This is a genomic window from Cognatazoarcus halotolerans (assembly GCF_009800965.1).
Classification (GTDB): Bacteria; Pseudomonadota; Gammaproteobacteria; order Burkholderiales; family Rhodocyclaceae; genus Cognatazoarcus; species Cognatazoarcus halotolerans.
In genome coordinates this window covers 62,021-85,878 of record NZ_WUAF01000007.1, presented here as the reverse complement: position 1 = coordinate 85,878, position 23,858 = coordinate 62,021, and the positions used below count along the sequence as shown (strand labels likewise).

Annotated in this window: 28 protein-coding genes and 1 riboswitch; of the genes, 10 read left to right on the top strand and 18 right to left on the bottom strand. The window is 66.0% G+C overall.

From position 1 onward, the window contains the following. Positions 1–35: 35 nt before the first annotated feature. The 4 genes from GQB03_RS10845 to GQB03_RS10830 are packed head-to-tail and all read right to left on the bottom strand — an operon-like array spanning position 36 to position 2,231. On the bottom strand, positions 36–839 hold the full coding sequence (locus GQB03_RS10845; RefSeq protein WP_159688748.1) for an ABC transporter permease: 804 nt from the start codon (positions 837–839) through the stop codon (positions 36–38). Beyond that, positions 830–1,471: an ABC transporter ATP-binding protein gene (locus GQB03_RS10840; protein WP_235027025.1), complete on the bottom strand. Its 642-nt coding sequence runs from the start codon at positions 1,469–1,471 to the stop codon at positions 830–832. The genes GQB03_RS10845 and GQB03_RS10840 overlap by 10 nt, the downstream gene beginning before the upstream one ends. A 56-nt stretch (positions 1,472–1,527) precedes the next feature. Next, positions 1,528–1,893, bottom strand: a complete 366-nt coding sequence (locus GQB03_RS10835) for an antibiotic biosynthesis monooxygenase family protein (RefSeq protein WP_159688745.1) — start codon at positions 1,891–1,893, stop codon at positions 1,528–1,530. Positions 1,894–1,895: 2 nt separating this feature from the next. Continuing rightward, positions 1,896–2,231 (bottom strand): NIPSNAP family protein, encoded by a 336-nt coding sequence (locus GQB03_RS10830; RefSeq protein ID WP_159688743.1) that lies wholly within the window; start codon positions 2,229–2,231, stop codon positions 1,896–1,898. A 76-nt stretch (positions 2,232–2,307) separates the two neighbouring features. Here GQB03_RS10830 and GQB03_RS10825 point away from each other — a divergent pair, with 76 nt between their 5' ends. Together GQB03_RS10825 and GQB03_RS10820 are read left to right on the top strand one after the other, a co-directional pair. Further along, positions 2,308–2,991: an ArsR/SmtB family transcription factor gene (locus GQB03_RS10825; protein WP_159688740.1), complete on the top strand. Its 684-nt coding sequence runs from the start codon at positions 2,308–2,310 to the stop codon at positions 2,989–2,991. Between the two features lie 247 nt (positions 2,992–3,238). Continuing rightward, positions 3,239–3,730 (top strand): hypothetical protein, encoded by a 492-nt coding sequence (locus GQB03_RS10820; RefSeq protein WP_159688737.1) that lies wholly within the window; start codon positions 3,239–3,241, stop codon positions 3,728–3,730. 49 nt (positions 3,731–3,779) lie between these two features. Here GQB03_RS10820 and GQB03_RS10815 read toward each other — a convergent pair whose 3' ends face one another. The 6 genes from GQB03_RS10815 to GQB03_RS23200 form a co-directional block, all read right to left on the bottom strand. Continuing rightward, entirely contained in the window at positions 3,780–4,277 is a 498-nt protein-coding gene (locus GQB03_RS10815) for a hypothetical protein (RefSeq protein ID WP_159688734.1), read from the bottom strand. A 13-nt stretch (positions 4,278–4,290) separates the two neighbouring features. Then, positions 4,291–4,743, bottom strand: a complete 453-nt coding sequence (locus tag GQB03_RS10810) for a hypothetical protein (RefSeq protein WP_159688731.1) — start codon at positions 4,741–4,743, stop codon at positions 4,291–4,293. A 329-nt stretch (positions 4,744–5,072) separates the two neighbouring features. Then, positions 5,073–5,966 (bottom strand): class A beta-lactamase, encoded by an 894-nt coding sequence (bla, locus tag GQB03_RS10805; protein ID WP_200832181.1) that lies wholly within the window; start codon positions 5,964–5,966, stop codon positions 5,073–5,075. A gap of 25 nt (positions 5,967–5,991) precedes the next feature. Then, a complete protein-coding gene (gene sugE, locus GQB03_RS10800) occupies positions 5,992–6,309 on the bottom strand; it encodes a quaternary ammonium compound efflux SMR transporter SugE (RefSeq protein WP_159688728.1) in 318 nt (105 codons plus the stop codon). 73 nt (positions 6,310–6,382) lie between these two features. After that, on the bottom strand, positions 6,383–7,147 hold the full coding sequence (locus GQB03_RS10795) for a metallophosphoesterase family protein (RefSeq protein ID WP_159688726.1): 765 nt from the start codon (positions 7,145–7,147) through the stop codon (positions 6,383–6,385). 93 nt (positions 7,148–7,240) lie between these two features. Continuing rightward, positions 7,241–7,456 carry a c-type cytochrome gene (locus tag GQB03_RS23200; RefSeq protein WP_327516809.1) on the bottom strand — a complete coding sequence of 72 codons (216 nt, stop codon included), beginning with the start codon at positions 7,454–7,456 and terminating at the stop codon, positions 7,241–7,243. Between the two features lie 15 nt (positions 7,457–7,471). Here GQB03_RS23200 and GQB03_RS23195 point away from each other — a divergent pair, with 15 nt between their 5' ends. Beyond that, the gene (locus tag GQB03_RS23195) at positions 7,472–7,741 is read left to right on the top strand and encodes a hypothetical protein (RefSeq protein ID WP_235027037.1); all 270 of its coding nucleotides are present in this window, start codon (positions 7,472–7,474) and stop codon (positions 7,739–7,741) included. On the opposite strand, the gene GQB03_RS10785 is transcribed toward GQB03_RS23195, so the two are convergent. The 4 genes from GQB03_RS10785 to GQB03_RS10770 all read right to left on the bottom strand — a co-directional run bounded on the left by GQB03_RS10785 (position 7,731) and on the right by GQB03_RS10770 (position 10,236). Then, entirely contained in the window at positions 7,731–8,318 is a 588-nt protein-coding gene (locus GQB03_RS10785; RefSeq protein ID WP_159688720.1) for a ferritin-like domain-containing protein, read from the bottom strand. The genes GQB03_RS23195 and GQB03_RS10785 overlap by 11 nt on opposite strands. Beyond that, on the bottom strand, positions 8,315–9,049 hold the full coding sequence (locus tag GQB03_RS10780; RefSeq protein WP_159688717.1) for an RNA polymerase sigma factor: 735 nt from the start codon (positions 9,047–9,049) through the stop codon (positions 8,315–8,317). The genes GQB03_RS10785 and GQB03_RS10780 overlap by 4 nt, the downstream gene beginning before the upstream one ends. A gap of 101 nt (positions 9,050–9,150) precedes the next feature. Then, complete coding sequence (locus tag GQB03_RS10775; RefSeq protein ID WP_268817539.1) at positions 9,151–9,741, bottom strand: GNAT family N-acetyltransferase; 591 nt, start codon at positions 9,739–9,741, stop codon at positions 9,151–9,153. 153 nt (positions 9,742–9,894) lie between these two features. After that, a complete protein-coding gene (locus GQB03_RS10770) occupies positions 9,895–10,236 on the bottom strand; it encodes a winged helix-turn-helix transcriptional regulator (protein ID WP_159688711.1) in 342 nt (113 codons plus the stop codon). Between the two features lie 111 nt (positions 10,237–10,347). Here GQB03_RS10770 and GQB03_RS10765 point away from each other — a divergent pair, with 111 nt between their 5' ends. Next, complete coding sequence (locus GQB03_RS10765) at positions 10,348–11,433, top strand: alkene reductase (protein WP_159688708.1); 1,086 nt, start codon at positions 10,348–10,350, stop codon at positions 11,431–11,433. Positions 11,434–11,460: 27 nt separating this feature from the next. On the opposite strand, the gene GQB03_RS10760 is transcribed toward GQB03_RS10765, so the two are convergent. Then, a complete protein-coding gene (locus tag GQB03_RS10760) occupies positions 11,461–12,861 on the bottom strand; it encodes an endonuclease/exonuclease/phosphatase family protein (protein ID WP_159688705.1) in 1,401 nt (466 codons plus the stop codon). A gap of 16 nt (positions 12,862–12,877) precedes the next feature. Beyond that, the gene (locus GQB03_RS22965; protein ID WP_200832179.1) at positions 12,878–13,576 is read right to left on the bottom strand and encodes a PEP-CTERM sorting domain-containing protein; all 699 of its coding nucleotides are present in this window, start codon (positions 13,574–13,576) and stop codon (positions 12,878–12,880) included. Between the two features lie 277 nt (positions 13,577–13,853). Between GQB03_RS22965 and GQB03_RS10750 the strand changes: the two genes are divergently transcribed. Both GQB03_RS10750 and GQB03_RS10745 read left to right on the top strand, forming a co-directional pair. Beyond that, positions 13,854–15,143 (top strand): glycerophosphodiester phosphodiesterase family protein, encoded by a 1,290-nt coding sequence (locus GQB03_RS10750; protein ID WP_235027024.1) that lies wholly within the window; start codon positions 13,854–13,856, stop codon positions 15,141–15,143. Positions 15,144–15,323: 180 nt separating this feature from the next. After that, positions 15,324–16,376: a type I glyceraldehyde-3-phosphate dehydrogenase gene (locus GQB03_RS10745; protein WP_159688703.1), complete on the top strand. Its 1,053-nt coding sequence runs from the start codon at positions 15,324–15,326 to the stop codon at positions 16,374–16,376. 14 nt (positions 16,377–16,390) lie between these two features. Here GQB03_RS10745 and GQB03_RS10740 read toward each other — a convergent pair whose 3' ends face one another. Together GQB03_RS10740 and hypE are read right to left on the bottom strand one after the other, a co-directional pair. After that, entirely contained in the window at positions 16,391–17,188 is a 798-nt protein-coding gene (locus GQB03_RS10740) for an MOSC domain-containing protein (RefSeq protein WP_159688700.1), read from the bottom strand. A 118-nt stretch (positions 17,189–17,306) separates the two neighbouring features. Further along, complete coding sequence (hypE, locus tag GQB03_RS10735) at positions 17,307–18,362, bottom strand: hydrogenase expression/formation protein HypE (protein ID WP_159688697.1); 1,056 nt, start codon at positions 18,360–18,362, stop codon at positions 17,307–17,309. 393 nt (positions 18,363–18,755) lie between these two features. Beyond that, a riboswitch (cobalamin riboswitch) is annotated at positions 18,756–18,954 on the top strand. 157 nt (positions 18,955–19,111) lie between these two features. Between hypE and GQB03_RS10730 the strand changes: the two genes are divergently transcribed. Genes GQB03_RS10730 through GQB03_RS10715 form a run of 4 tightly spaced genes read left to right on the top strand, consistent with a single transcriptional unit; the run spans position 19,112 to position 23,782 of the window. Continuing rightward, complete coding sequence (locus GQB03_RS10730) at positions 19,112–21,874, top strand: ribonucleoside-diphosphate reductase subunit alpha (RefSeq protein WP_235027023.1); 2,763 nt, start codon at positions 19,112–19,114, stop codon at positions 21,872–21,874. Further along, complete coding sequence (locus GQB03_RS10725; RefSeq protein ID WP_159688694.1) at positions 21,871–22,107, top strand: hypothetical protein; 237 nt, start codon at positions 21,871–21,873, stop codon at positions 22,105–22,107. The genes GQB03_RS10730 and GQB03_RS10725 overlap by 4 nt, the downstream gene beginning before the upstream one ends. 14 nt (positions 22,108–22,121) lie before the next feature. Continuing rightward, positions 22,122–23,252 carry a ribonucleotide-diphosphate reductase subunit beta gene (locus GQB03_RS10720; protein WP_159688691.1) on the top strand — a complete coding sequence of 377 codons (1,131 nt, stop codon included), beginning with the start codon at positions 22,122–22,124 and terminating at the stop codon, positions 23,250–23,252. Further along, positions 23,249–23,782 (top strand): GNAT family N-acetyltransferase, encoded by a 534-nt coding sequence (locus tag GQB03_RS10715; protein ID WP_159688688.1) that lies wholly within the window; start codon positions 23,249–23,251, stop codon positions 23,780–23,782. Before GQB03_RS10720 ends, GQB03_RS10715 begins: the two co-directional genes overlap by 4 nt. Positions 23,783–23,858 lie beyond the last annotated feature (76 nt).

The window sequence follows — 23,858 nt, the reverse complement described above, 5'->3', positions numbered from 1 at the left end:
CGCGACCGGCCGGCGGGGGCGACCCCGCCGGCATTTCACCTGGACGGGGCGATCAGCCGGTCGAGCCGCAATCGCTCGCGCTCGTCGAACAGCCGGCGGCTGGCGGTCAGCACCGCCGCCAGCGTACCGAAACCGGTGCCGACGGTGATGGTGAACATGATCAGGATCTGGTATTTCACGGCCAGCGATGGTGACGTGCCGGCAAGGATCTGACCGGTCATCATGCCCGGCAGGCTGACGATACCGGCCGCGGCCATGCTGTTGATGATCGGGATCATGCCGCTGCGCATCGCATCGCGACGCGCATCGCCGATCGCCACCTGCCAGCGCTGACCGAGCATCAGGCGGTTCTCGATGAGGGCGCGCTGCCGCCACACCGTGTCGGTCAGCCGGTCGAGACCCACAGCGATGCCGGTCATGGTATTGCCGAGCATCATGCCGAGCAGCGGGATGGCGTACTGCGGGGCATACCAAGGCTCGGGGCCGATGATGACGATCAGCGTGAGCACCGTGACGCTGAAGGCCGAAACGAACATCGACAGCGTACCGATGCCGAAGGCCCAGCCGCCGCCAAGCCGGCGCTTCTGCCGCGCGGTGACCTCGCGCCCGGCCATCAGCAGCATCACCAGCGCCATCAGCGCGATCCACGGCAGCGCCGCGACCGAGAACAGCGCCTCGAGCACCAGCCCGATCAGGCTCAGCTGCACCACCGTGCGCAGCGCGGCCACCAGCAGGGTCTTGCCGATATCGAGCCGCGCCAGCAGGGTGCACACCGCCAGCGCCACCACCAGCGCGGCAGCCAGCGCGAGCTGCCACCAGGCCAGGTCGATCAGCTGCATGGCGCCTCCTCGAGCCGCTGACCGGCAATGCGCAGGTGCGCATCGGCCATGCGCGAAATCTGCGCCGGATCGTGCGCCACCCACAGCACCGGCCATCGATGGCGCTTGATCAGATCGCCCAGCCAGGCCTCGACCCTGGCGGTGGCTACCGGGTCGAGATTGGCGGTCGGCTCGTCGAGCAGCAGCGCCCGCGGCCGGTGGGCCACGCTACGCAGCAGGGCAAGGCGCTGCTTTTCGCCGGACGACAGGCGGCTCACCTGCCAGTCCATCGCGTCCTGCTCGAAACCCAGCGCATCCAGATCTTCCGGCGCACCATCGGGGAAGTGCTCGCCCACCGTGTCGCCCCACCACTGGCTATCGGCCGGCACCATCATCACCGCCTGTCGCCAGCGATGGCCGGGCACGCCGTCCTGGCGCAGATCGCCCAGGCATACGCTGCCCTCGTGCGGATCGAGATCGGCGAGCGCGCGCAGCAGGCGACTCTTGCCCGAGCCGGAAGGGCCGGAGAGGGCGAGGATGTGGCCGGGCGCAACACTGAAGTCGACTGCAGACAGCTCGCCGACGCGCAGCGCTTGGACAAGCAGCCCGGCTGCGCCGTCGGGTTCGGTGGTGCTGGCAGGGACAGGCTTCAATCGCGTGGCTCGGCGGAGGGCGGTTGCGCCATCATACCCGCCGACGGGCGCGCCGATCAGCGCCTGCCGGCCCCTTCTCCGTCGTGATGGCGGCGCGAATCGGCGGGCGCCTGGGCACGTTCGCTCATGCCATAGTCGCGCACCACCTGCGCGACGCGCAGACGGTAGCCGGCAAATACCCGGGCTCGTCCGACGGCCTGCACCTCACGATGTGCCTCCAACGTGCGCCACCGTTGAACGGCCGCCTCGTCGCGCCAGTACGACAGCGACAACAGCTTGCCCGGCTCACTCAGGCTTTCGAAGCGCTCGATCGACAGGAAGCCGTCGATATCCTCCAGCGCAGGACGCAGCGCGGCAGCCATGGCCAGGTAGGCATCCCGCTCGCCGGGGGCAGGTTCGACCTCGAAGATCACCGCAAGCATGCTCAGGCCTCCCTCAGCGGCGGTTGGCAGAAGGTGCCCGCCACCGCGGCGACGAAGCTGCGCTCTTCGCGCAGGATGAAGCGCCTGTCCTGCGCGAAGGCGAAGTTGGCGCGGCCTTCCTCGTCACCGCGCAGCCGTGTGCGATAGCGCTCGTAGGCCGCCAAGCTGTCGAAGCCGATCAGCCCCCAGGCGATGTCGTTGCTGCCTTCGTGCGGCACAAAGTAGCCGAGCAGATGGCCGCCGCAGCGCGGGATGATGCGGCCCCAGTTTTCCGCATAGGTCTGGAAGGCCTCGCGCTGGAAGGGGTCGATCCGGTAGCGGATGAAACAGGTGATCATGATGATGGCTCCGTGGGGAAGGGAGGTCTCACCATAGCCAATTGAGGCGGCAAGATGGTTCGGCTAGGATCGAACCATGAAAGACGGCCCCAACATCGCCCGCGTCGCCGCGCTGATCGGCGACTGCGCCCGCGCCGACATCCTCACCGCGCTGATGGCCGACCGCGCGCTCACCGCCACCGAACTCGCGGGCATTGCCGACGTCACCAAGCAGACCGCCAGCACGCACCTGGCCAAGCTGGTCGATGCCCGGCTGATCGAAGTCGAGAAACAGGGTCGGCACCGTTATTTCCGCCTCGCCGGGCGGGACGTGGCGCAACTGCTCGAATCGCTGATGGGCGTGGCCTTTCGCACCGGAGCGGTGCGCCTGCGCTCGAGCCCGCGCGAACCGGCACTGCGCAAGGCGCGCGTGTGCTACGACCATCTTGCCGGCGAACTGGCGGTAGCCGCCTTCGAGGCGATGATGGCGCGCGGCTGGTTCTTTGGCCACGTTGACGAGGTAAGCCTGAGCGATGCGGGGTGGGACGCCCTGGCCGGGCTCGGCATCGACGTCTCCACGCTTCAATCCGCCCGCCGCCCGGCCTGCCGCATGTGTCTGGACTGGGGCGAACGCCGTCACCACCTCGCCGGCAGCGTCGGCGCCGCCATACTGCGCCATGTAATCGACGCCGGCTGGGCACGACGCACCGCCAACAGCCGCATCGTGGTCTTCGATCCGCGAGGCGAACAGGCGTTTCGCGACTTCTTTCTGCCGGCCTGATCGACGGCAGCGGAAAGTCCCACCCGCAAGCCGCGCCTTTCGGCGGTGTGGATTGCGCTATCCGGTATCTGTGCGTGCGCTCATGCCACCTGTCGATGGCGCTTTTCGGGGCTGAGACGATACCCGATTCGGGTGGCCCAACAGACGCCCGCGTTTTCTTGGTAGTGTGTCGCCGAGCGACTTTTTGTTTGGCGAACGGGAAGCAAACCGCCCCGACCGGCTTGATGTTCCGGACCAGGAGATGATCATGAGGCAAGACATGTCACCCTACGCGCGATTTGGCGGCGCCCTCTTCGCCATGCTGATCACCGCCACCGCGTTCGCCGAGGCCCCGCCTCCCGAACGCAAGTATCTGAAGTGCTCCTTGAATTCCGTCACGATCGACAACGGCGATGGCGAACCGGTCCAGACTCAGCCCCATTCCGAGACAGTTCATGTCGCGTTCTATGACCGCTTCGATGCCGTGCTCCTGCGGCGCGGACAAAGCTGGTACGTACCTGCGGAAATCGACCCTTGCGACATGACCGTCTCGCCGGCTGAAATCAGGCTCGGCTGCTACCCCGAAGGCGGAATCCGGGACGGTGTGCGATTCCGGATATCGAGGGTGAGCGGTGAGGTGCTCTGGGAGAGAATCGGCGGCATGAATCCCGGCGGCTCCGTGCGGCCCTACTACCGGTTCACAGGTATCTGCGACCCCTTGCCCTCCGATCCGCTGGTCCCGCCGAAGACGCGGTTCTGACCCCTGTCCACGCCGGCAGCGGGCACCGGTGCAACCGATGCCGGACCGTTCAGCGCAGGCGCGACTCGCCCCGCTCAGCCTCTCGCGTCTGGTGACGCCGCACCGCCTCCATGCATTTATCGTAGGCGGCATCTGCCTTACCGCCCAACCGGTACATTGCCTGGTGCAGGGAATCGCACTTCGGATTGGAACAATCGGTATGCGTCGCATCGGTCCATGAGTACGGCCGACGCGTCGAAGAGGTTGCATCGAGGCATGCCTGATGATGCATCACCACGTCCTGGATCATGGCCCTGGTTTTTTCGCGATAGCCCGTGCAGGCCTCGACCGAGGTCGGCGCGAGCGGCGCGACCGGCAGCATCACCACGCTGGCGGCGGGGTTGTACCCGAGCGGCCATTTCGCCTGCCATGCCGCCCGCTCTTCGGCAGCCCGGTCTTTCTCGACCTGCCGGATTGCCAGATCCAGCGTCCCATGGACACCTGCGCCCGAGACCTGCGGGAGGTACAGGCACACGCTGATCCCCGCAGTGAGGCAGTACCGGATCACGGGCCGCTCCACGTCAGGGACGCTTCCTGGCGCGGCAGGCAGCAAAGGCCTTCTCCCTGGCCTTGCGCAATTCAGCCTCGCACCGGGTGTCGCCCGGCTGACCGCAACGGGTCTCGCAAGCCTGCGGGCAGGTCTCGCAGTCACCGCCATCCGACCGGCCCACCTTCCCGGTCGCATCCATGATGCGTTTCATGCGACTGTCGAAGTCGTCGGCGGGCGCATTCCTTTCCGACCCGAAGCCGGAGAGCTGCGCGTGTGCGAGCGTCGACAGTACGAACAAACCCGCCACCAAGAACCAGCGGGCGAAGAGCCGGCCCATCGAAGCGCCGCGATTTTCGGCTCCGCTGATCGTCCCCCCGTAAACCGGTCGTGCCCCCCGCCCGGAAAGGATGCGAAGCGTCCTGAACACATCGCCTGTTGTCAGCCCGTGACGAAGAAGGACCGAACCGTCCGATTGCATCTTCATCGAAAAGGATCTTCCCCTTTCGAACGCTGATTGTTCACCCATTTCCCCGCCTCCGACAAGAAGAGAAAGCCACGGCAACGTCTTTGAAAATCGCCTTGCCCACCGGCGTGAAGACGGCGAAAAGCATACCGTTCCGGCGTAGCGCAGTACATCCCCCGTCATGACAAATGCGACCGGCGGCGGAAGTGCTCGCCGAGGTGCCTCACCATGGGACGCATCCGAAATCTGCGCCACGGCAATTCAGTCTGTCATCGCAGTCAATCGCCGTGCAGCCCCCCAAATCAGCCAGCGGCACGGCGATCGACGATCATCTCGGCCGGACATCCCGGTCACCCGAAAACATCGCGTACCAGGGCGCCGACCGCTGCCAGCGTCCTGTCCTTCTGCGCGCCGTCCGCTGCACTCCCGGCCAGATACGCAGCAACCAGCAGCGGCGGCCGGCCGGGCGGCCAGACGATGGCGATATCGTTGGCGTCGCGCTGGTTGGTGCCGGTCTTGTCGCCGATCTTCCAGTCCGACGGCAGGCCTGCCTTGAGGCGGTTGGCACCGGTGGTGCTGCCAAGCAGCCAGCGCTGCAGCTGAAGCCGGGAGCCGATCGAGAGCGCGTCGCCGAGGAGAAGCGTCTGCATGGTGCGGACCATGGCGCGTGGTGAGGTGGTGTCCAGCGCATCATCGTCGCCGGGCAGGTTCAGCGCGGGTTCGATGCGGTCGAAGCGGGTGACATCGTCGCCAAGCGCGCGCACGTAGGCGGTAAGCCTTGCCGGGCCGCCATAGGTGGCGAGGATGAGGTTGGCAGCGGCGTTGTCGCTGGTGGTGATGGTGGCTTCACACAACTGCGCGAGGCGCATGCCCCCGCCGTCGGCATGCTGCTCGGTGACCGGAGACCACGGCAGCAGCGCTTCCCTGCCATAGACGATGCGACGATCGAGCGAGTCCTCGCCGGCGTCCACGCGATGCAGTACCAGCGCGCAGGCGAGGAGCTTGAAGGAACTGAGCATCATGAAGCGCTCGTCCGCCCGGTAGCCGTGCTCGCGTCCGCTTTCGGTATCGAGGATGCAGACACCGAGCCGCCCGCGGGCGGCGGCTTCGAGCCCGGCGAGGCGAGCCTGAAGCGCGGCATCATCCGGCACCGTGCGCGGCGCGGCTCCGCCTGCTATCGCGATGCCGAAGCATCCGGGCAGCAAGGGCGTGGCGAACGACTTGAGGAAGCTGCGTCGATTCAAGGCAATGCGCTTCGACTATGCCGTTTCAGGATGACGACAACTTGAGACCGACAATGCCCGCAAGGATGAGGGCGAGGCTCAGCAGCCGTGCCGCAGTGGCCGGTTCCTTGAACAGGATGATGCCGAGCAGCGCGGTGCCAATGGCTCCGACGCCGACCCACACCGCATAGGCCGTGCCGACCGGCAGCGCCTTCATCGCCAGGCCAAGCAGGCCGACACTGATGATCATCGACAGCACCGTGCCGACGGTCGGCCACAGGCGGGTGAAGCCCTCGGTGTACTTGAGTCCGATTGCCCAGCCGATCTCGAACAGACCCGCGACTACCAGTATTGCCCAGTTCATCAACATGCTCCACATGGGCGCCGGGCCGTCCGGCCGGCCAGCGCGTTGGCGCCGATCATAGCAAACGGGATGCTCAGTCGATGCAGACGGTGAGGGCAGGATCGAAAGCCGGGTTCTCGACCTTGCCGCCCTGCACGTAACCGCGTGGATTTGCCAACACGCGGGTCCTGCCAAGACGGTAGTCGAAGCTGTCGTGAGTATGGCCGTGGATCCACAGCGCGGCGCCGCTGTCACCGACCAGCGACGTGAGGTCGGAGACGAAGCAGGCATTGAGCGGCGAGCCGGCGAAGCGGGCAGCGATGCTCCCGGGCGAGGGTGCGAAATGCGTCACCACCACGGTTTCCCCGTCGAAGGGCTCGGCCAGCCGTTTCTCGAGCCAGCGCAGATGTCGTTCGAACAGCTCGGCACAGTGTTGCGGCGTGAACACCCGCTGCTGCACGTCATCGACCGCAATACGGCTGAAGTCCCGGCTGAAGGCGACAGCCTGGTTCATCGCCACCTCGCGCTGCGGGCCGTCGCCGGCAATCCGGAAATCGGTCCACAACGTCGCACCGAGGAAACGCACCCCGCCGATCCGTCTTTCGCCGCAGTTGAGCACGCTGACGAGACTGTCGCGGCCGAGCGTCTGCAGCAGCTGGTCGGTCGCGGGAATGCTCGAACCGTAGTATTCGTGATTGCCGGCCACGTAGAGCACCGGCCGGCCCAGCGCCTTTGCCCACTCCATTGCCTGCGGCGGCCGATGGATGTCGCCGGCGAGAATCACCAGCTCGGCGCCGGTGTCCGGCAACACCAGCGGCGCCAGCCCAAGGTGCAAGTCCGAGACAATCTGCAGTTTCATGTCATGCGCCTCCCTTGATCCGGGTACACGGTGCGACAGGCTCCGTTCGCGCCGCCGGGGGCCGACGGCCCCGCACAGGATTCATCGTGGAGTCTAAAGCGACTTGAGGTACTCGGTCAGATCGCTACGCTCGCCGCTAGTCAGCCCGAGCCCCTGCCGCCTGTCGTAGATCGCCACGACCTCTTCCAGCGTCGCCGCAGACCCGTCATGGAAATAGGGCGGGTGTTGCCAGGCGCCGCGCAACGGGGTGGTACGGTACAGGCCGGTTGCGGAACGTGCCGCATAGCTTGTCGCCTCCGGTTCCGCCATGGAGTCGCCGGGCAGATGCAGGCGGATATTGGCGTCGGTGAACAATGGTCCGGCGTGACAGCCGGCACACCCTGCGCGACCTTCGAACAGACGCTTGCCCCGTGCCGCCGCCGCGATGTCGAAGCTCCCGGCCGGCGGTGGCGGGGCCTTGAGGCTGAGCTGGTATGCCTGCAGATCGGGCAGCTTGCTGCTGACGAGATCATCGGTGCCGTTGGAGCACCGCCGGACGGCAAGGCCGCGGCGGCGACCAATAACAGTGCGACGGGCGTGTTGTTCATGACATGAAGGCGCCGGGGACGGGATCCTGTCCGAGCGCCTGGCGCAGCACGGCCCAGTGCATCGCCTCGTCGCCAAGGATGCTGGCCGCCGCGCTCGCCAGTTCGCGCTCACGGAACAAGGGCACGGCACCGAGGTAGGCACTCACCGCTCCGCGTTCGAGCCCGGCGGCAAAGCCAAGCACGTCGTTCTGGGTCTTCAAGGTCTCGGTGGGGAAAGCGTAGTGCTCGCGGGCCTCGACAGGCGTGCCGCCAAGCTTTCGGACCGCCTGCGCAAGCGCCTCGGCATGCGCCTTGTGGTGCCCCTGGAACTGCAGGGCGAGCGCCAGCACCGGTTTCTGCAGCAGCCCGCTCTGCGCACCCACGCCATAGGCGGCAATCGCTTCGAGCTCTGCTCCGAGTGCGGTATTGAGAATCCGCGCATCCGCCTGCGCCTCGTCGGCCGTGGCCGGTCTGGCGGCGGCGAGCGCAGGGCGACCGGCAAGCATGGCGATGGCCGCCGCCGAGAGCGTGGTGCCTGAAGCGGCGAGGAAGCGCCTGCGGGTCTGCATCTCGAGCGCGGCAAAGGGGTTGACTCGGGTGTTCATGAGAAGCTCCTCGGTGTGGTGGACGGCAGCAGGACATCGCTCGCCAGGGGCGGCGGCGCGGGAAGGCCCAGACGGGCGCAGACATGCGACACGATGCGGTCGCAACGCTGGCCGTCGAAGGCAAAGACGTTCTCCAACAGGGGACCGAGGCGCTGACCGAGCGATTCGCGCAGTCGCGCCCTGGCGCGCAACATGCGGATCTTGGTATTGGCCTCGGAGATTCCCAGCGACGCGGCGGTTTCGTCGACGCTCAGGCCCTCGACGGCACGCAGCATGAAGACGCCGCGATAAGGCTCGGGCAAGTCGTCGATGGCCTGCTCGATGAGGCGCCGCAGGTCCTCCCGCATGGCCAGCGTCTCGGGCGTTTCCGGCGCCCTCGCAGCATCCCCGTCGATGTACTCGTCGGGATGCGCATCGGCACCGTTTCCGGCCGGTGCCCGCCGCCGGTACTCGAGCGCCTGATTGACGATGATGCGGGTCAGCCAGGTCGACAACCGGGCATCGGCGCGATATCCCGGCATTGCCCGGAAGGCCTTGATGTAGCCCTCCTGCAGGGCGTCCTCGGCCTCGGCGTCGTCGCGCAGGATGCTGCGTGCGACCCTGAACAGGCGTCGATTGTGCTGACGCATGAGGCGCTCGAAGGCGCCAGGTTCGTTGGCAACGATGCTGCGCGCCAGGTCGGTATCGGCCACCGGAACGCGATCGACGCCACCTTCGACGAATGTGTTCATGCTCCCCTCCTTTTGTTGCCAATTGGACGGAGCAAGCCGGTAAAAGGTTACACGCGCAGTCGCCGCGTGCAGTGCAGTCTCGTCGGTTGGTCAGGGCCCGATCAGAGGGGCTGCTGCCGCGTCGGGTCCGCCTCGTCGGCCTCGAGCGCAAGTGTGACGGTGCGGATGGCCGGGTCGCCGGCATCGGTGAGCACTTCGAAGCCGTTGCGCCGGGCGAATTCGAGCATGCGTCCGTTGGTGGCGAGAACCTTGCCGAACATCAGGACCAACCCGTTGCGGCGCGCGTTCTTCAGCAAGGCCTCGATGAGCCGGCGGCCGAGCCCGCGTCCCTGCCAGTCGTCGGCCACCGCGATCGCGAATTCGCAACGCTTGCCATCGGGCTGCACGCAGTAGCGAGCCGACGCAACCGCGCTCTCCCTGCCGTCCTTGCTTCGCACCACGATGAAGTCGGCACAGACCGAGGTGTCCGGGTCGCACAGGCGGCGGAACTCGGCATCGCTGAAATGCGGTTCACCACAACCGAAACGGAAATAGCGGGCGCCAAAGGACAGCCCCTCGATGAAGGCGCGCATCCGCGCCGTGTCGGCTGGATGAACCGGCCGGAGGCTCAGTATTGATCCGTCCGCACCGCGCCCGATCGGGGCAGGCGGGACGGCCGGTGGGCAGAAGACAACAGGTCGTGGGGTCGGCATCGTCTGGGGATACGCATTCTGCGCGTCGCTCGGGCCCACGCTGGCGGGCACGGCTTGCGGGAGTCCGTATCGGCTGGCGCCGCGGAGGCGCCGGTGCGGGCATTCTAGCCGCGAAATGTGACGACGAGGTTTCAGATCACCCCGGCGAGTGGCTCAGAAGCGATTCGCATCGGTCCATTCCTTGAGCGCCTCGAGCACCCGCAAGGCACTGCGCCCGGTATCGGTCATGCTGTAGGCAACCGCGATCGGGCGGGTGCTGATCACCTCACGCAACACCAGACCCTGTTCCTCCATTTCCTTGAGTCGCTGGTCGACCATCTTCTTGCTTGCGCCTCCCAGCTGGCGTGCAAGTTCGTTGAAGCGCAGTGGCCCATCCTTTAGATGCCACAGGATCGAGCCCTTCCACTTGCCACCGAGGATGCGCATGCCGCGCTCGATCGGGCAGGGCTCGGCGGTGTCGTCGCCCGTCGTATTACAGTTTTCGGATGTACGCATGTCGGGACTCGAAAGCAGGTTACCAAAATACCACTGGTTGATATTAGTCACCTGAGTCCCCACACTCAAGACGGTCGTGTCTCACTCACTCCGCACAGGAACACCCACCCCATGACTTCCCTGTTCTCTCCCCTGCAGGCCGGCGCCCTGTCGCTGCCCAACCGTATCCTCATGGCGCCGCTCACCCGCACCCGCGCCGAAGACGGCCACGTGCCGGGCGCGCTGATGGCCGAGTACTACGCTCAGCGCGCCAGCGCCGGGCTGATCGTGGCCGAAGCCACCATGGCCATGGAGGGCTGCTCGGCTTTCTGGAAAGAGCCCGGCATCCATTCGCCCGAGCAGATCGCCGGCTGGAAGAAGGTCACCGATGCGGTGCACGCGGCCGGCGGACGTATCGTCCTGCAGATCTGGCACGGCGGCCGCGCCTGCCACCCGCTGCTCAACGACGGCCGCGAAGCGGTAGCGCCGAGCGCCATCGCGATCGCCAATGACGAGGTGCACACGCCCCAGGGCAAGCAGCCGTACACCGTGCCGCGCGCCCTGCGCGACGACGAGCTGCCGGCCATCGTCGCGGGCTTTGCCCAGGCAGCGGTCAATGCAAAGGCGGCCGGTTTCGACGGCGTCGAGGTGCATGGCGCCAACGGCTACCTGCTCGACGAGTTCCTGCGGGATGGATCGAACAAGCGCAGCGGTCCCTACGGCGGCCCGATCGAAAACCGCGCGCGGCTGCTGCTCGAGGTGCTCGACGCGGTCTGCGCGGTGTGGGGCAGCGAGCGCGTCGGCCTGCGCATTTCGCCGCTCAACAGCTACAACGACATGATCGACAGCGATCCGCTGGGCCTGGCAAGCTGGCTCGCCGAGCGGCTCAACGACTACTCGCTGGCCTACCTGCACCTGATGCGCGGGGACTTCTTCGGCAAGCAGCAGGGCGACGTGGTGACACCGGTGCGGGAACGCTATCGCGGCGTACTCATCGGCAACATGGGCTACACCGCCGCCGAGGCCGTGGCTGCGATCGAGGCCGGCAAGCTCGATGCGGTCGCTTTCGGCACCGCCTTCCTCGCCAATCCCGACCTGCCGGAGCGGATCCGTCGCAACGCAGCGCTCAACAAACCGAACCCGGCCACCTTCTACAGCCCAGGCGCTGCCGGCTACACCGACTACCCCACGCTCGACGATGAGGTCGAACCGGTCTGAGCCCTCGCCCGCGCCGCCCGCGGGCGATCAGCGGCGACGGCGCACCAGCGATCCCACCAGCGCCAGGCCAGCCAGCGTCATCGCCCAGCTTTCCGGCTCGGGCACCGCGGCCACCTGCACATCCACCCACACCGCCTTGTGATCGGAACTGGGGAAGTTGGCGTAGAGGTTCTGGTTGCGGAAGGTGCCGACCAGGTCGAACAGCGCGCCGCTGTCGTTGCTGTCGCCCTGTACTTCGTCGGTCGGCCAGAACACCCCTGAACCGCTGATTGCCATGTCGGCGGAGGGCAGCACGTAGTCCACCCGCAGGTTGCCCGGTGCCGAATCCGAGAAGTCGGCGGTGTCGTTGGCGGGATCGCCGCGCTGCGACTGGTTGGCGCTGCCGTTGTTGCTCGGGTCGGTGGCGGCCTGCACGCCCCCGGCGCTGGCCGGCGTCATCGCAGAATTCACCCGCGGATTGCCGAGCAGCTGGCCGATCGCCCCGGCGAAGGAGTCGCCATCCAGCGGGTCGGCGTTGTAGTCGCCGGCGATGACGAACTTCGCACCCGCTGCGAGGCCGCCGCTGCCGCCCTGGTCGTCGTAGATGTAGCTGCCCGTGGCGCCGCCGCTGACGTAGTCGGACCAGAAGCGGATCTCGTCGTGGTTGCGTTTGCCGTTGCGATCCTCGGCGCCGTCGAAGGTTGGCGGCGTGGGGTGGGCGGTGAGGAAATGCACCTCCTGGTCGCCGACCTTGAGGGTCAGGTCCACATGGTTCTTGGAGGACAGGCGAAGCGCATCGACCTCATCGGGGCTGTAGAAATCCGACAGCTTGTTGGCCGTCGGGTCGTTGGTGAGGAGGTTGCCCGGCATGTCCTTCCACCGGAAGTTCTGGAAGCTGCGCACGCCGACGATCTCGAAACGCGAGTAGATGGTGAAACCGTACTGCCCGGCGAAACTGCCGAAACCGAAGGCGTCGTCGCCGCCACCCACCATCCCGTCGTTGTTGAGGTCGAAGCCGGAGGCCACGCCGGTGTTGGTGTTGGGCGTGTAGCGATAGGCGTAGTCGATGCCGTCGGTCATGCCGCGCACCGCGTTGCCGTGGCTGGCGGACAGGAAGTTGTCCTGGAAGAGGCCGGCGGCGGCGCTCGAATAGCCGAGCGGCATGGGTGTGCTGCCGGCACCCGGCGTGCCGTTCAGGTCGAGGTCGAACTCGTTGATCAGCAGCACGTCGGGCGCGACGCGCTGGATGATCTCGGCCACGTTGTGGGCCTGCCGGATGCTGCCGCTGCTGCCCAGCGGGTTGGCGAGGTCGACCAGCAGGTCGCCGCTGGCGTTGCGGTTGAGCGAAGCGTTGAAGGTCGCGAAGCGCACCGTGTCGGCCGACATCGCGGGCGCGGCGATGACGCAGGCGCCGAGGCCGACGAGCAGGGGTTTGAGCCGGAAGTTCATGATCGCGCCTCCCGGCTCAGCGTCTGCTGCGACGGGCTGCGGTCAGCCCGATCATGCCAAGGCCGGCAAGCAGCATCGCGTAGCCGCGCGGTTCCGGTACCGCCGCGGCCGTAGCGATGTGCGCGGTGTCCGGGGCGCTCACGCGCAGGCTGTCGATCCAGTAATCGCTGCGCGCCGTGGCATCGGTGGCCGGGCTGCTGTACAGACGAGCCTCGATCACCAGAGCATCGGCGGCGGCATTGTCGAAGGTCCATTGATGACCCACTTCGCTCCAGCCCGAGCCGTCGGTGAAGGCATCGTTGCCGCCGGCCGAGCCGAGGTAGCTGGCGATATCGGCGCTGTCGGCGTAGTGAGCCCAGATGCGCAGCGACGGGCTGCCGCCGGCGCTGAGGTCGTAGCCGAAGAAGCTCGCCGTGACGACGTCGCCGCTGACGAGGCCACCAACCATCGCGAGATAGGCCTGCGGCGTGCCTGAGTGCGGTGCCTCGGCAACGTGGAGAAAGCGATCGCCACTGTGGGCACCCGGGACACCGTAGCTGCCACTGCCGGTGCTGCCGGTCTGCGCGCCGGTGACGTTGCTTGCATCGACGAGATTGCCGAAGCCGCCGAGGATGGTGCCACGGCCGTCTTCCCAACCGTATTCGACGGTCTGGATGGCGTGGGCGTGGGCGGCCGAGAGGGCCAGCAGTGCGGCGATGAATGATCTGTTCAGCATGGGTTCGGCTCCATCGGGTGAGGGGTGGCCGTGCGGCCATGGAGACATCCTCCCAGCGCGAGATTGCATGCCCCTTTCATCGAAATGTCCGGAATGTTTCGGGCCCGACGCTCCGTCGCACGGCGAGCCGGTTCGGGCACCGTGACGGCGGCGTTGCGTCCGCGAAGAACCGCAAACTGCCCTTAATGCCCCGGCAATCTGCACGGCCTACGTTCGGCAGCACGGGCTTGCGCAAGCCCGCAGCCAGTCCATACCCGACCCCAAAAAGGAGAAAGCCGTGCCCCCGAAAACCCTTTCGATGATGAGCCTGATGGTGGCGCTTGCCGCGCTGCCGGGCCTCGCAATGGCCGACAGACCGGACCACGACCAGGACCGCACCTGGCACGGGAAACCGTCGCATGCCTATTCGCAGGCCGTTACCGTCGGTCCCCGACCGCTGTTCCTCGTCGACGACATGGCCGACAGCCCGCTCAAGCGCCGCCTCGCCTCGTGCGAGAACCGCCCCATGCGCCGCAGCGCTTTCTCGATCGGTCACCGCGGCGCGGCCCTGCAGTTTCCGGAACACACCCGCGAGTCCTACATTGCCGCGGCGCGCATGGGTGCCGGCATCATCGAATGCGACGTGACCTTCACCAAGGACAAGGAACTGGTCTGCCGTCACGCCCAGAACGACCTGCACACCACCACCGACATCCTCGCCATCCCCGAGCTGGCGGCCAAGTGCACCAAGCCCTTCACGCCCGCCACGCTCGACGCCGACGGCAAGCTGATCACGCCGGCCAGCGCCGAGTGCCGCACCTCCGACATCACCCTGGCCGAGTTCAAGCGCCTGCACGGCAAGATGGACGGCTCCAACCCGCGCGCCCGCACCGTGGCCGAATACATGGCAGGCACCGCGGACTTCCGCACCGACCTGTATTCCGGCCCGACCAGCGGCACGCTCATGACCCACAAGGAGAGCATCGCCCTGTTCAAGGCGCTGGGCGTGAAGATGACCCCGGAACTCAAGAGCCCGGCGGTGACCATGCCGTTCGACGGCTTCAGCCAGGAAGCCTATGCGCAGAAGATGATCGACGAATACAAGGACGCCTTCGTGCCCGCCCGCGACGTCTTCGCCCAGTCCTTCAACAAGGCCGACGTGCTGTACTGGGTCGCCCACGAGCCGCGCTTCGGCCGCCAGGCGGTTTACCTGGATGACGCCAACACCATGGCCGATGTGCCGAGCGCGGCCGAACTGGCACAGTACAAGGCGGAAGGCATCAACATCTGGGCACCGCCGATCTTCGCTCTGCTGAGCGCCAACGCGGCCGGCGAGATCATTCCCTCGCAGGCGGCGATGGACGCGAAGGCCGCCGGCCTCGACATGATCGCGTGGACGCTCGAGCGCTCCGGCATCCTTGCCGACGGCAACAACGGCTTCTACTACCAGAGCTTCGATTCGGCGGTATCGCGCGAAGGCGACACGATGCGCGTACTCGACGTACTGGCGCGCAAGGTGGGCGTCCTCGGCGTGTTCTCCGACTGGCCGGCGACCACCACCTACTACGCCAACTGCATGGGCCTTTGAACACCCTTCCGGCGATGCCGGCGATTCTTGTAGTGCCGGTCTGCCGCCCACTGCGCTGCGCCTGCTAAACTTGGCACCCGAGCCCGCCTGCGCGACCCACCGGACCGTGCAGGCGGGCAGTCTTTCCTCGATATCAACGAGACGGCGGGCCCCTGGGCCGGCCGCGGGGCGGGTGTGAAGGTGTCATTTCGTATTGCCATCAACGGCTATGGCCGGATCGGTCGCTGTTTCCTGCGAGCCCTGCGCGAATCGCCGCTGCGCGAGCAACTTGCCATCGTCGCCATCAACGAGCCGGCCGACGTCGAGCGCATGGCCTACCTCACCCGCTTCGACTCCACCCACGGTCCCTTCCCGGGCTCGGTCGAGCTGACCGACGGCAGGCTCATGGTCGATGGCGCCGCGATCGCGGTTTCGCACGCCACCACCCCGGCCGAGGTGAATTGGCGCGCGCTCGAGTTCGATCTGCTGGTCGAGGCATCCGGCCGCTACCGCTACCGCAGGGAACTCGACGCCTTCCTCGAGGCGGGTTGCCCTCGCGTACTGCTGTCCCACCCCGGCAGCAGCGCCGCCGATGTGGACAAGACCATCGTCTACGGGATGAATCACGAGTCGATCGTCGGCGACGAGCGGGTAGTGTCGGCGGCCTCCTGCACCACCAATGCGATCGTGCCGATCCTCGCCATCCTCGAGGAAACCTTCGGCATCGAGCACGCGCTGACCACCACCCTGCACTCGGTGATGAACGATCAGCCGCTGATCGACGGCTACCACCACACCGACCTGCGCATGACCCGCTCGGCGATGCAGTCGATGATCCCGGTCGATACCGGCCTGGCAGTCGGCGTGGCGCGGCTGCTGCCCTCGCTGGCCGGCAGGATCGAAGCCAAGGCGATCCGCGTGCCGGTACCCAACGTCTCGGCGATCGACCTGGTGGTCACCCTGTCGCGCGATACCAGCCGCGACGAGATCAATGCGCTGCTGCGCCGCGCGACCAACGGGGGCGTGCATCGCCATCTCGCCTGGATCGACCACCCCAGCGCCTCGATCGATTTCAACCACAGCAAGTTTTCGGCGATCGTCGACGGCAGCCAGACACGCGTCAGCGGCAAGCGCATGGTGAACCTGCTGGTGTGGTTCGACAACGAATGGGCCTTCGTGAACCGCATGCTCGAGATCGCCGCGTTCTGGTCGCAGCGCCTCGCCGGGCCGTCGCTGGTGGGCGGATCGCGATAGGCGCCAGCCTCGCGCTATTCGAGGATTTCGACGGTCATGCCGGTCTCGAGCCGACCCGGGCCGTCGTGGATCAGGTTCTGCCCGAAAAACACCTGGTGGTCGCGTCGGCGATAGCCGCTCAGGGTACGCAGCGGTTCCGCGCCGCGCTCGCCGGTGGCCGGGTCGACCGTCGGGATCGCGCAGCGCGAGCAGGGCTTGACGACCCGGAAGACTACATCACCGATGCGGATCCGCTTCCAGCCATCCTCGGCAAAGGGCGCGCAGCCTTCCACCACCAGGTTGGGCCGGAAGCGCAGCATCGGCACCGGCCGCGCGAGCCGCGAATTGAGATCGTCAAGCGAGCCCTGCGAGATCAGCAGAAACGGAAAACCATCTGAAAAGCCGGTCTGGTCGGTAGGCCGCGCGTAGGCCGGGTCGACCGGGCGGGTCACGTCGTCGGCAAAGCGCACCAGGCGACACGGCCGGGCCAGGAAATCACTGAGCCAGGCGTCGGCAGCGGGATCGACCAGCACCGCATCGAGGGTATCGTTCCAGACCGTGGCGGGCACCCGACCGCGTTGTTCCTCCTCCACCCTGATCGCCCCGAAGCCTTCCGCCACCAGCCGAAGTGCACCGTCCTTATCCACGCTGGCATCGATCAGCGACATGCGCGGCAGCTGGCGCTGGGTGAGGAAACGCCCGCCCGCGTCGATCACCATCCACTGGCGATCGTGGGCAAAGCCGCGGGCCGTGATGTCGAGCGCCTGAAACTGCTCAGCGCGCAGCGACTTGACGGGGTAGCGGTAGAGGGTGGTGAGTGTGCATGCAGCCATGATCGTGTTCTATCCCGAATGCCTGTCATCCCGAAGCCCTTGCCGGCCACGAGTCTGGCGCACATTGTGGCGGAACCGTCCCCGGCGCGCCAACGGTCCTTCAGGCCTGCGTGGCAGCTCAGCAGATACGCGGCAACTGCTCGCCGGTCAGCCAATCGACCATGCGCCGCCCGCCGAAAGCGGTGTGCACCTGCACGAAACAGCGCGCATCCGCGATCACCTCGCCGATGCGCGCCGATGCGCGTCCGAGCGGATGCGCGCGCAGGGCGGCGAGCGCGGCGTCCGCTTCTGCCGCCGCACAGATCACCACCACCTTGCCCTCGTTGGCGACGTTCAGCGGATCGAGGCCGAGCAGCTCGCAGGCCGCGGCGACCTGCGGGTGAATCGGGATGGCAGCCTCGTCGAGGCTGATGCCCACACCAGACTGTGTGGCGATCTCGTTGAGCGTCGCGGCGAGGCCGCCGCGGGTAGGGTCGCGCAACACGCGCACGCCGGGCACCGTCTCCAACAGCTGGCCGATCAGGTCGTGCAGGGCAGCGGTATCCGAGACGATGGCCGTGCCGAAAGCGAGCGATTCGCGCTGCGAGAGGATCGCCGTGCCATGGTCGCCGATGGTGCCAGAGACGATCACCGCATCGCCGACGCGTGCATTTGCGCCGCCGATGTCGCGCCCTACCGGAAGCGCGCCAAGCCCGGTGGTGGTAATGAACACCCCGTCGCCCTTGCCCGCCTCGACCACCTTGGTATCTCCGGTGACCACCGGCACCCCCGCCTCGCGGCTGGCCGCGCCCATCGAGCCGACAATGCGCGCGAGCTCGGCAAGCGGAAAGCCTTCCTCGAGGATGAAGCTGGCGGCAAGATAGAGCGGCCGCGCCCCCATCACCGCCACATCGTTGATCGTGCCATGCACCGCCAGGCAACCGATGTCGCCCCCCGGAAAGAACAGCGGCGAAACCACGTGCGCATCGGTGCTCATCACCAGACGCTCGCCCGGCGCAGGGGCCGGCAGCACCGCACCGTCGTTGCCACGCTCCAGCCAGTCGTTGGCGAACGCCCGCGCGAAAAGCTGCTCGACAAGCTGCACCATCGCCCGCCCGCCGGCGCCGTGGGTCATGTCGACCCGGCCGTGCGCGAGATCGAGTGGGCGACCGTGGGGGTTCTTCGCGTTGCTCATCTGGGCTCCGGATTCGGCATATCGAACGAACGGCTGTAGCTGCGGGTCATCAACACTCGTGAAACCTTCTTCAACGCAATCGAATGGCGATCTCGATTTTGGTGGCGTCAGTCGAATCTTGGGGGCGCTGACAGCGGAAATACAACAACGCCGTTTCGAGCTCGTCTGGGCTTTGGCTTCCGGCGGAAGAGCAACTGATCGGCGCGACGAAAGCCGGGGTTTGGGCCTGTGAACGGCGCGTGCAGGCAGGAAACAGCCATTCAAGCGACTCCAACTCGACTTATGGCAATACACCGATCCGCCCCAGACCATGGGCACTAGATGTACGACCAATAGGGTCTAGCGATACTACCGCTAGTTTCCCGGGCTTGACTCGGAAAATTGACTGCGGATAAAGTGGTGCCCGTTGAAGGTTCCCCATCCGGGGATTAAAAGGGAATTCGGTGCCAGGTGTTCGACCTGAAATCCGGAGCTGCCCCCGCAACTGTCATCGGCGAGTGCTTCGCCACCCACTGCCACTGGACGCGTCCGGGAAGGCGGGTGAAGCGCACCGACCCGAGAGCCAGGAGACCTGCCGCAACGTCCTTCCAACAACGATGGGGCGGGGTGTCCCTGACGAAAGGTCTGTACGTGCTGCCGTTCGCCACTCTTGCTGCGTATGTTGCCTTGACGGGTCCGACCCGGGGTGACCTGCGTCCGGCGTGCGCCACGTTCTTTCGATTCTCCGCCCCCCATCACGGAGAATCGTCTTGTCCTCGAACGCCCTAGCACTCTCTGGCAGTAGCGAATCCGCGCTCGCAGCGCTCCAGGTCATCCGCCGCAACGGTGCCGTCGTCACCTTCCACCCGGAGAAGATTTCGGTCGCGATGACCAAAGCCTTCCTCGCCGTCGAAGGCAGCCAGAGTGCGGTGTCCTCGCGGGTTCGGGAGCTTGTCGCCCGGCTGACCGACACCGTCGTACGCTCGCTGACCCGGCGCTTGCCCGATGGCGGCTCGGTTCATATCGAGGACATCCAGGACCAGGTCGAACTGGCCCTCATGCGATCGGGCGAACACGATGTGGCCCGCGCCTACGTGCTCTACCGCGAGCGGCGCGCTTCCGAACGCGCCGCCCATGCTCAAACGCATGCGGCCGCATTGCACGTTCTCGTTCGGGGCGAACGCCGCCCACTCGATGTCGGCGCCCTTCTGGAGACCTGCGAGGCCGCATGCGCCGGCGTGGCAGGCGACATCTCGGCCCAACTCATTCTCGACCATGCCCTGAGGAATCTCTACGACGGCGTCAGCCTCGCAGACGTCCAACAGGCGCTCATCCTGTCGGCGCGTACGCTCATCGAACGCGAACCCGGCTACGACTTCGTCACCGCCCGCCTACTCCTTGCCAGCCTGGTCAGCGAAGTCTTCGGCCATCCGCTTGCCGCCGGTGCGCTCGCGACGACTTACTCGGACTACCTCCCGCGCTTCATCCAGTGCGGGGTCGACGCCGAACTGCTCGACCCGCGCCTGAAAGACTACGACCTCGAACGCCTGGCCGCAGCCTTGAAGCCGGAACGCGATCACCTGTTCGGCTACCTCGGCCTGCAGACCTTGTACGACCGCTATTTCCTGCATATCGAAGGTCGCCGTATCGAGTTGCCGCAGATCTTTTTCATGCGCGTCGCGATGGGTCTGGCGCTCAACGAAATCGACCGGGAGGCACGGGCCATCGAGTTCTACGAGCTGATCTCGAGTTTCGATTTCATGTGCTCGACACCGACGCTGTTCAACAGCGGCACGCTGCACCCGCAGCTGTCGTCCTGCTATCTGACCACCGTGGCCGACGACCTCGACGGCATCTACCAGTCGATCAAGGAAAACGCCCTGCTGCAGAAATACGCCGGCGGCTTGGGGAACGACTGGACGCCGGTACGCGCACTGGGCAGCCACATCAAGGGCACCAACGGCCAGAGCCAGGGCGTGATCCCCTTTCTGAAGGTGGTCAACGACACGGCCGTCGCAGTCAATCAGGGCGGCAAGCGCAAGGGCGCCGTGTGCGCCTATCTCGAAACCTGGCACCTCGATATCGAGGAGTTTCTCGACCTGCGCAAGAACACCGGCGACGAGCGCCGACGAACGCACGACATGAACACCGCAAACTGGATTCCCGATCTGTTCATGAAGCGCGTGCACGAGAGCGCGGACTGGACCCTGTTCTCGCCGCTCGACGTGCCGGACCTGCACGACACATTCGGCGCCGCCTTCGAGGCGGCCTATCTCGCCTACGAGGCCCGGGCGTCAGCCGGCGAAATCAAGTCGTTCAAGAAGATTCCGGCGGTGCAGCTGTGGCGCAAGATGCTGACCATGCTGTTCGAGACCGGCCATCCCTGGATCACCTTCAAGGACGCCTGCAACCTGCGCTCGCCGCAGCAGCACGCCGGTGTCGTGCATAGCTCCAACCTGTGCACCGAAATCACCCTGAACACCTCGGATTCAGAAACCGCCGTGTGCAACCTGGGTTCGGTCAACCTGCTCGCCCACCTGAAGGACGGCGAACTCGACGAGGCCAAGCTGGCACGCACCGTGCAAACCGCCATGCGCATGCTCGACAACGTGGTGGACATCAACTTCTACGCCACACCGAAAGCGCGTAATGCCAACCTGCGCCATCGCCCGGTCGGCCTCGGCATCATGGGTTTCGCCGATTGTCTGTATGCCCTTGGCCTGCCATATGCCTCCGCGGGTGCAGTCGAGTTTGCCGATCGCGGCATGGAAGCCGTGTGCTATCAGGCCTATTGGGCGTCCACCGAGCTGGCCAGGGAACGTGGCCGCTATTCCAGCTTCACAGGCAGTCTGTGGGACCAGGGCGTGCTGCCCCACGAGTCCATCGAGCGACTGGCCCAAGCCCGCGGCGCCTACCTGGAAGTCAACCGCGACGACCGCCTCGACTGGGCCGCCCTGAAGGCGCGAATTGCCCAACACGGCATGCGCAACTCGAATTGCGTAGCCATCGCGCCGACGGCGACCATCTCCAACATCGTCGGCGTCTCCGCCAGCATCGAACCGAGCTACCAGAACATCTACGTCAAGTCGAACCTCTCGGGCGAGTTCACCGTCGTCAATCAAGCCCTGGTGAGGGAGCTCAAGGCGCTGGCGCTGTGGGATGAAGTGATGGTCGCCGACCTGAAATATTTCGACGGCTCGCTGGCCCGCATCGAGCGGGTCCCGGAAGACTTGAAGGCGCGCTACGCCACCGCCTTCGAAATCGACCCGAAATGGCTCATCGAGGCCGCGGCCCGGCGCCAGAAATGGATCGATCAGGCGCAGTCGCTCAACCTCTACATGGCCCTCCCGTCCGGCAAGAAGCTGGACGAACTCTACAAGCTGGCCTGGCTACGCGGCCTGAAGACCACCTATTACCTGCGCACCCTGGGCGCCAGCCAGGCCGAGAAAGCCGGTGGTCGCGATGACTCGGTGGTTCACGAGGAACCCCGGTTCTGCTCCATCGACAATCCCGAGTGCGAATCATGCCAATGAGTCGCACTCGACATGACCGGGCACCGCGGGCGCCGGCAACACCAGCCGCCGACCTTGGCAAGCGCCGCCGGCATCTCGATGGCCTGATCCTTCGGGCTCGGCGCAAGCCGGCCCTTGCAGCGCCCGGCATCTCCATCCTGTCGCCGAGCGGCGGCGGCATCGCGCAAGCCGGACCAGAGCTTCTCGCGGGCCTGAAGGAACTGTGCAAACCCATCGCCGAGTCCGGCGCCTGAATCGAGGACAGCGCATGAACACCGCCTATCGCTTCGACGATTGGGATGCCCCATCCCATGTATCCCCTCAACCTCCGGCGGCGCAAATCGCACCGCCCCCATCCGCGCAACACGACGAACCCGTGCAGCCAGGCAAGGTCCTGGCTGCGGTGAATGCCGCCGATAAGCGCATCGTCAACGGCAAGGCTGACATCAACCAGCTGGCGCCGTTCAAGTATCCCTGGGCCTGGGAGTTCTTCCTCAAGGCCAACCGCAATCACTGGACGCCGCTGGAAATCTCCATGGCGCAGGATGTGCACGACTACCACCACAAGCTGACCGCGGCAGAGCGGCACGTCTTCGAGAACGTGCTCGCCTATCTGACCACCTCCGACATCCTGGCCATGCGCAATATCGGTCTGGCGGTCATGGAAAAAATGAGCGCGCCGGAACTTCAGATCTACCAGGCGCGCCAAGTGTACGAGGAGGCCCTGCACACCTGGACGTATCAGCACTGCATCGAAAGTCTGGGTCTCGACCAGCAGGAAATCTACAACCGCTACCGGGTGGTAGCGCAGATCAACGGGAAGATTCAGCTGGCCAACCAGCGTCTCGAGCGCGTGTTGCGTTCGGACTTTGACCTGACCAAGCCGGACAACCTCCACGAGTTCGCCCTGTCGTACTTCTTCTTTGCCGTCATCTTCGAGGGCTGCTGGTTCTATAACGGCTTTACGCCCATCTTTGCCCTGCAGCGCCGGGGGCTGATGAAAGGGGCGGCAGAGCAGCTTCAGTACATCATGCGCGACGAGGTCCTGCACTGCGCCTTCGGCATACGGGTCATCCGGGAACTGCTCAAGGAAGAAGGCCTGACCCTCGACCCGCAGGCCCTCGGCGAACTCTGGCACGAGGCCGAGGCAGCCGAAAGCGCCTACGCCGGCCATATCCTGCGCGAACCCATCCTCGGCTACAACGCCGAGCTGCACGTGCAACAGTTTCGCTTCATCGCCAATCGGCGTGCCCGTCAGGTCGGCGTCGCGGAGCCCTTTCCCGGCGCGGAAAACGTCTTGCCCTGGCTGGACGAGCAAGCCAACCTGCGCAAGGAGAAGAATTTCTTCGAAACCCGGGTGACCGAGTACCAGACCGGCGGGGCCCTGGCTTGGGAGTGACGCGCCCACCCATCCCGGGCGAGCCCTACCGCATCATCGCCTCGCAGCGCACGCGGGTTCTCGACCACCTGCTGGCGCTCGACGACGACGACCGGTATGGCCGCTTTGCCACCTCGCTCTCGGATACCGGCATTGCAGCCTATGTCGGCCGTATCGATTTCGAGCGGGATATCGGTTTGGCCGTTGCGGCGGTCGATGAACCCGTCATCGGCTTCGTTCACCTCGCCGTCCATGGCGATTCGGCCGAGCTTGGAGCCAGCGTATCGGCACCATGGCGAAAGCAGGGCGTGGCTCGCCTGCTGTTCGAAGCGACAGTGGAAACGGCCAGAATGCTGGAGATCCGGGAAATTCACCTGGCTACCGCCCATCCGGTGGCCAGATACATATTCGCAAAGCTTGGTTTGTCTTGCCTGAGGAATGAAACCTATCCTCGCGGCATCGTTGTTCTGGCGCCGAAGGCCGATATACACGCGCTGTCGTTCTCTGCAACCGCGACGACAGACTCAGCGCCCGGGGCGGGTATCCGTTGACCACGTCCCCGTCTCCGTACAACGCGTTTCATCGAACCAACGGATACGCCAAATCCATCAGGCAGGCTACTGCCGC

Bases quoted from the DNA above. Each gene is read 5' to 3' on its own strand.
- GQB03_RS10720 (WP_159688691.1), top strand. From the start codon at position 22,122: ATGAACACCGCCTATCGCTTCGACGATTGGGATGCCCCATCCCATGTA.
- GQB03_RS10845 (WP_159688748.1), bottom strand. From the start codon at position 839: ATGCAGCTGATCGACCTGGCCTGGTGGCAGCTCGCGCTGGCTGCCGCG.
- hypE (WP_159688697.1), bottom strand. From the start codon at position 18,362: ATGAGCAACGCGAAGAACCCCCACGGTCGCCCACTCGATCTCGCGCAC.
- GQB03_RS10770 (WP_159688711.1), bottom strand. From the start codon at position 10,236: ATGCGTACATCCGAAAACTGTAATACGACGGGCGACGACACCGCCGAG.
- GQB03_RS10820 (WP_159688737.1), top strand. From the start codon at position 3,239: ATGAGGCAAGACATGTCACCCTACGCGCGATTTGGCGGCGCCCTCTTC.
- sugE (WP_159688728.1), bottom strand. From the start codon at position 6,309: ATGAACTGGGCAATACTGGTAGTCGCGGGTCTGTTCGAGATCGGCTGG.
- GQB03_RS10795 (WP_159688726.1), bottom strand. From the start codon at position 7,147: ATGAAACTGCAGATTGTCTCGGACTTGCACCTTGGGCTGGCGCCGCTG.
- GQB03_RS10780 (WP_159688717.1), bottom strand. From the start codon at position 9,049: ATGAACACATTCGTCGAAGGTGGCGTCGATCGCGTTCCGGTGGCCGAT.
- GQB03_RS10725 (WP_159688694.1), top strand. From the start codon at position 21,871: ATGAGTCGCACTCGACATGACCGGGCACCGCGGGCGCCGGCAACACCA.
- GQB03_RS10775 (WP_268817539.1), bottom strand. From the start codon at position 9,741: ATGCCGACCCCACGACCTGTTGTCTTCTGCCCACCGGCCGTCCCGCCT.
- GQB03_RS10760 (WP_159688705.1), bottom strand. From the start codon at position 12,861: ATGAACTTCCGGCTCAAACCCCTGCTCGTCGGCCTCGGCGCCTGCGTC.
- GQB03_RS10825 (WP_159688740.1), top strand. From the start codon at position 2,308: ATGAAAGACGGCCCCAACATCGCCCGCGTCGCCGCGCTGATCGGCGAC.
- GQB03_RS23195 (WP_235027037.1), top strand. From the start codon at position 7,472: ATGCAGGCGGATATTGGCGTCGGTGAACAATGGTCCGGCGTGACAGCC.
- GQB03_RS10830 (WP_159688743.1), bottom strand. From the start codon at position 2,231: ATGATCACCTGTTTCATCCGCTACCGGATCGACCCCTTCCAGCGCGAG.
- GQB03_RS23200 (WP_327516809.1), bottom strand. From the start codon at position 7,456: ATGGCGGAACCGGAGGCGACAAGCTATGCGGCACGTTCCGCAACCGGC.
- GQB03_RS10765 (WP_159688708.1), top strand. From the start codon at position 10,348: ATGACTTCCCTGTTCTCTCCCCTGCAGGCCGGCGCCCTGTCGCTGCCC.
- GQB03_RS10810 (WP_159688731.1), bottom strand. From the start codon at position 4,743: ATGAAGATGCAATCGGACGGTTCGGTCCTTCTTCGTCACGGGCTGACA.
- GQB03_RS10785 (WP_159688720.1), bottom strand. From the start codon at position 8,318: ATGAACACCCGAGTCAACCCCTTTGCCGCGCTCGAGATGCAGACCCGC.
- GQB03_RS22965 (WP_200832179.1), bottom strand. From the start codon at position 13,576: ATGCTGAACAGATCATTCATCGCCGCACTGCTGGCCCTCTCGGCCGCC.
- GQB03_RS10835 (WP_159688745.1), bottom strand. From the start codon at position 1,893: ATGCTTGCGGTGATCTTCGAGGTCGAACCTGCCCCCGGCGAGCGGGAT.
- GQB03_RS10740 (WP_159688700.1), bottom strand. From the start codon at position 17,188: ATGGCTGCATGCACACTCACCACCCTCTACCGCTACCCCGTCAAGTCG.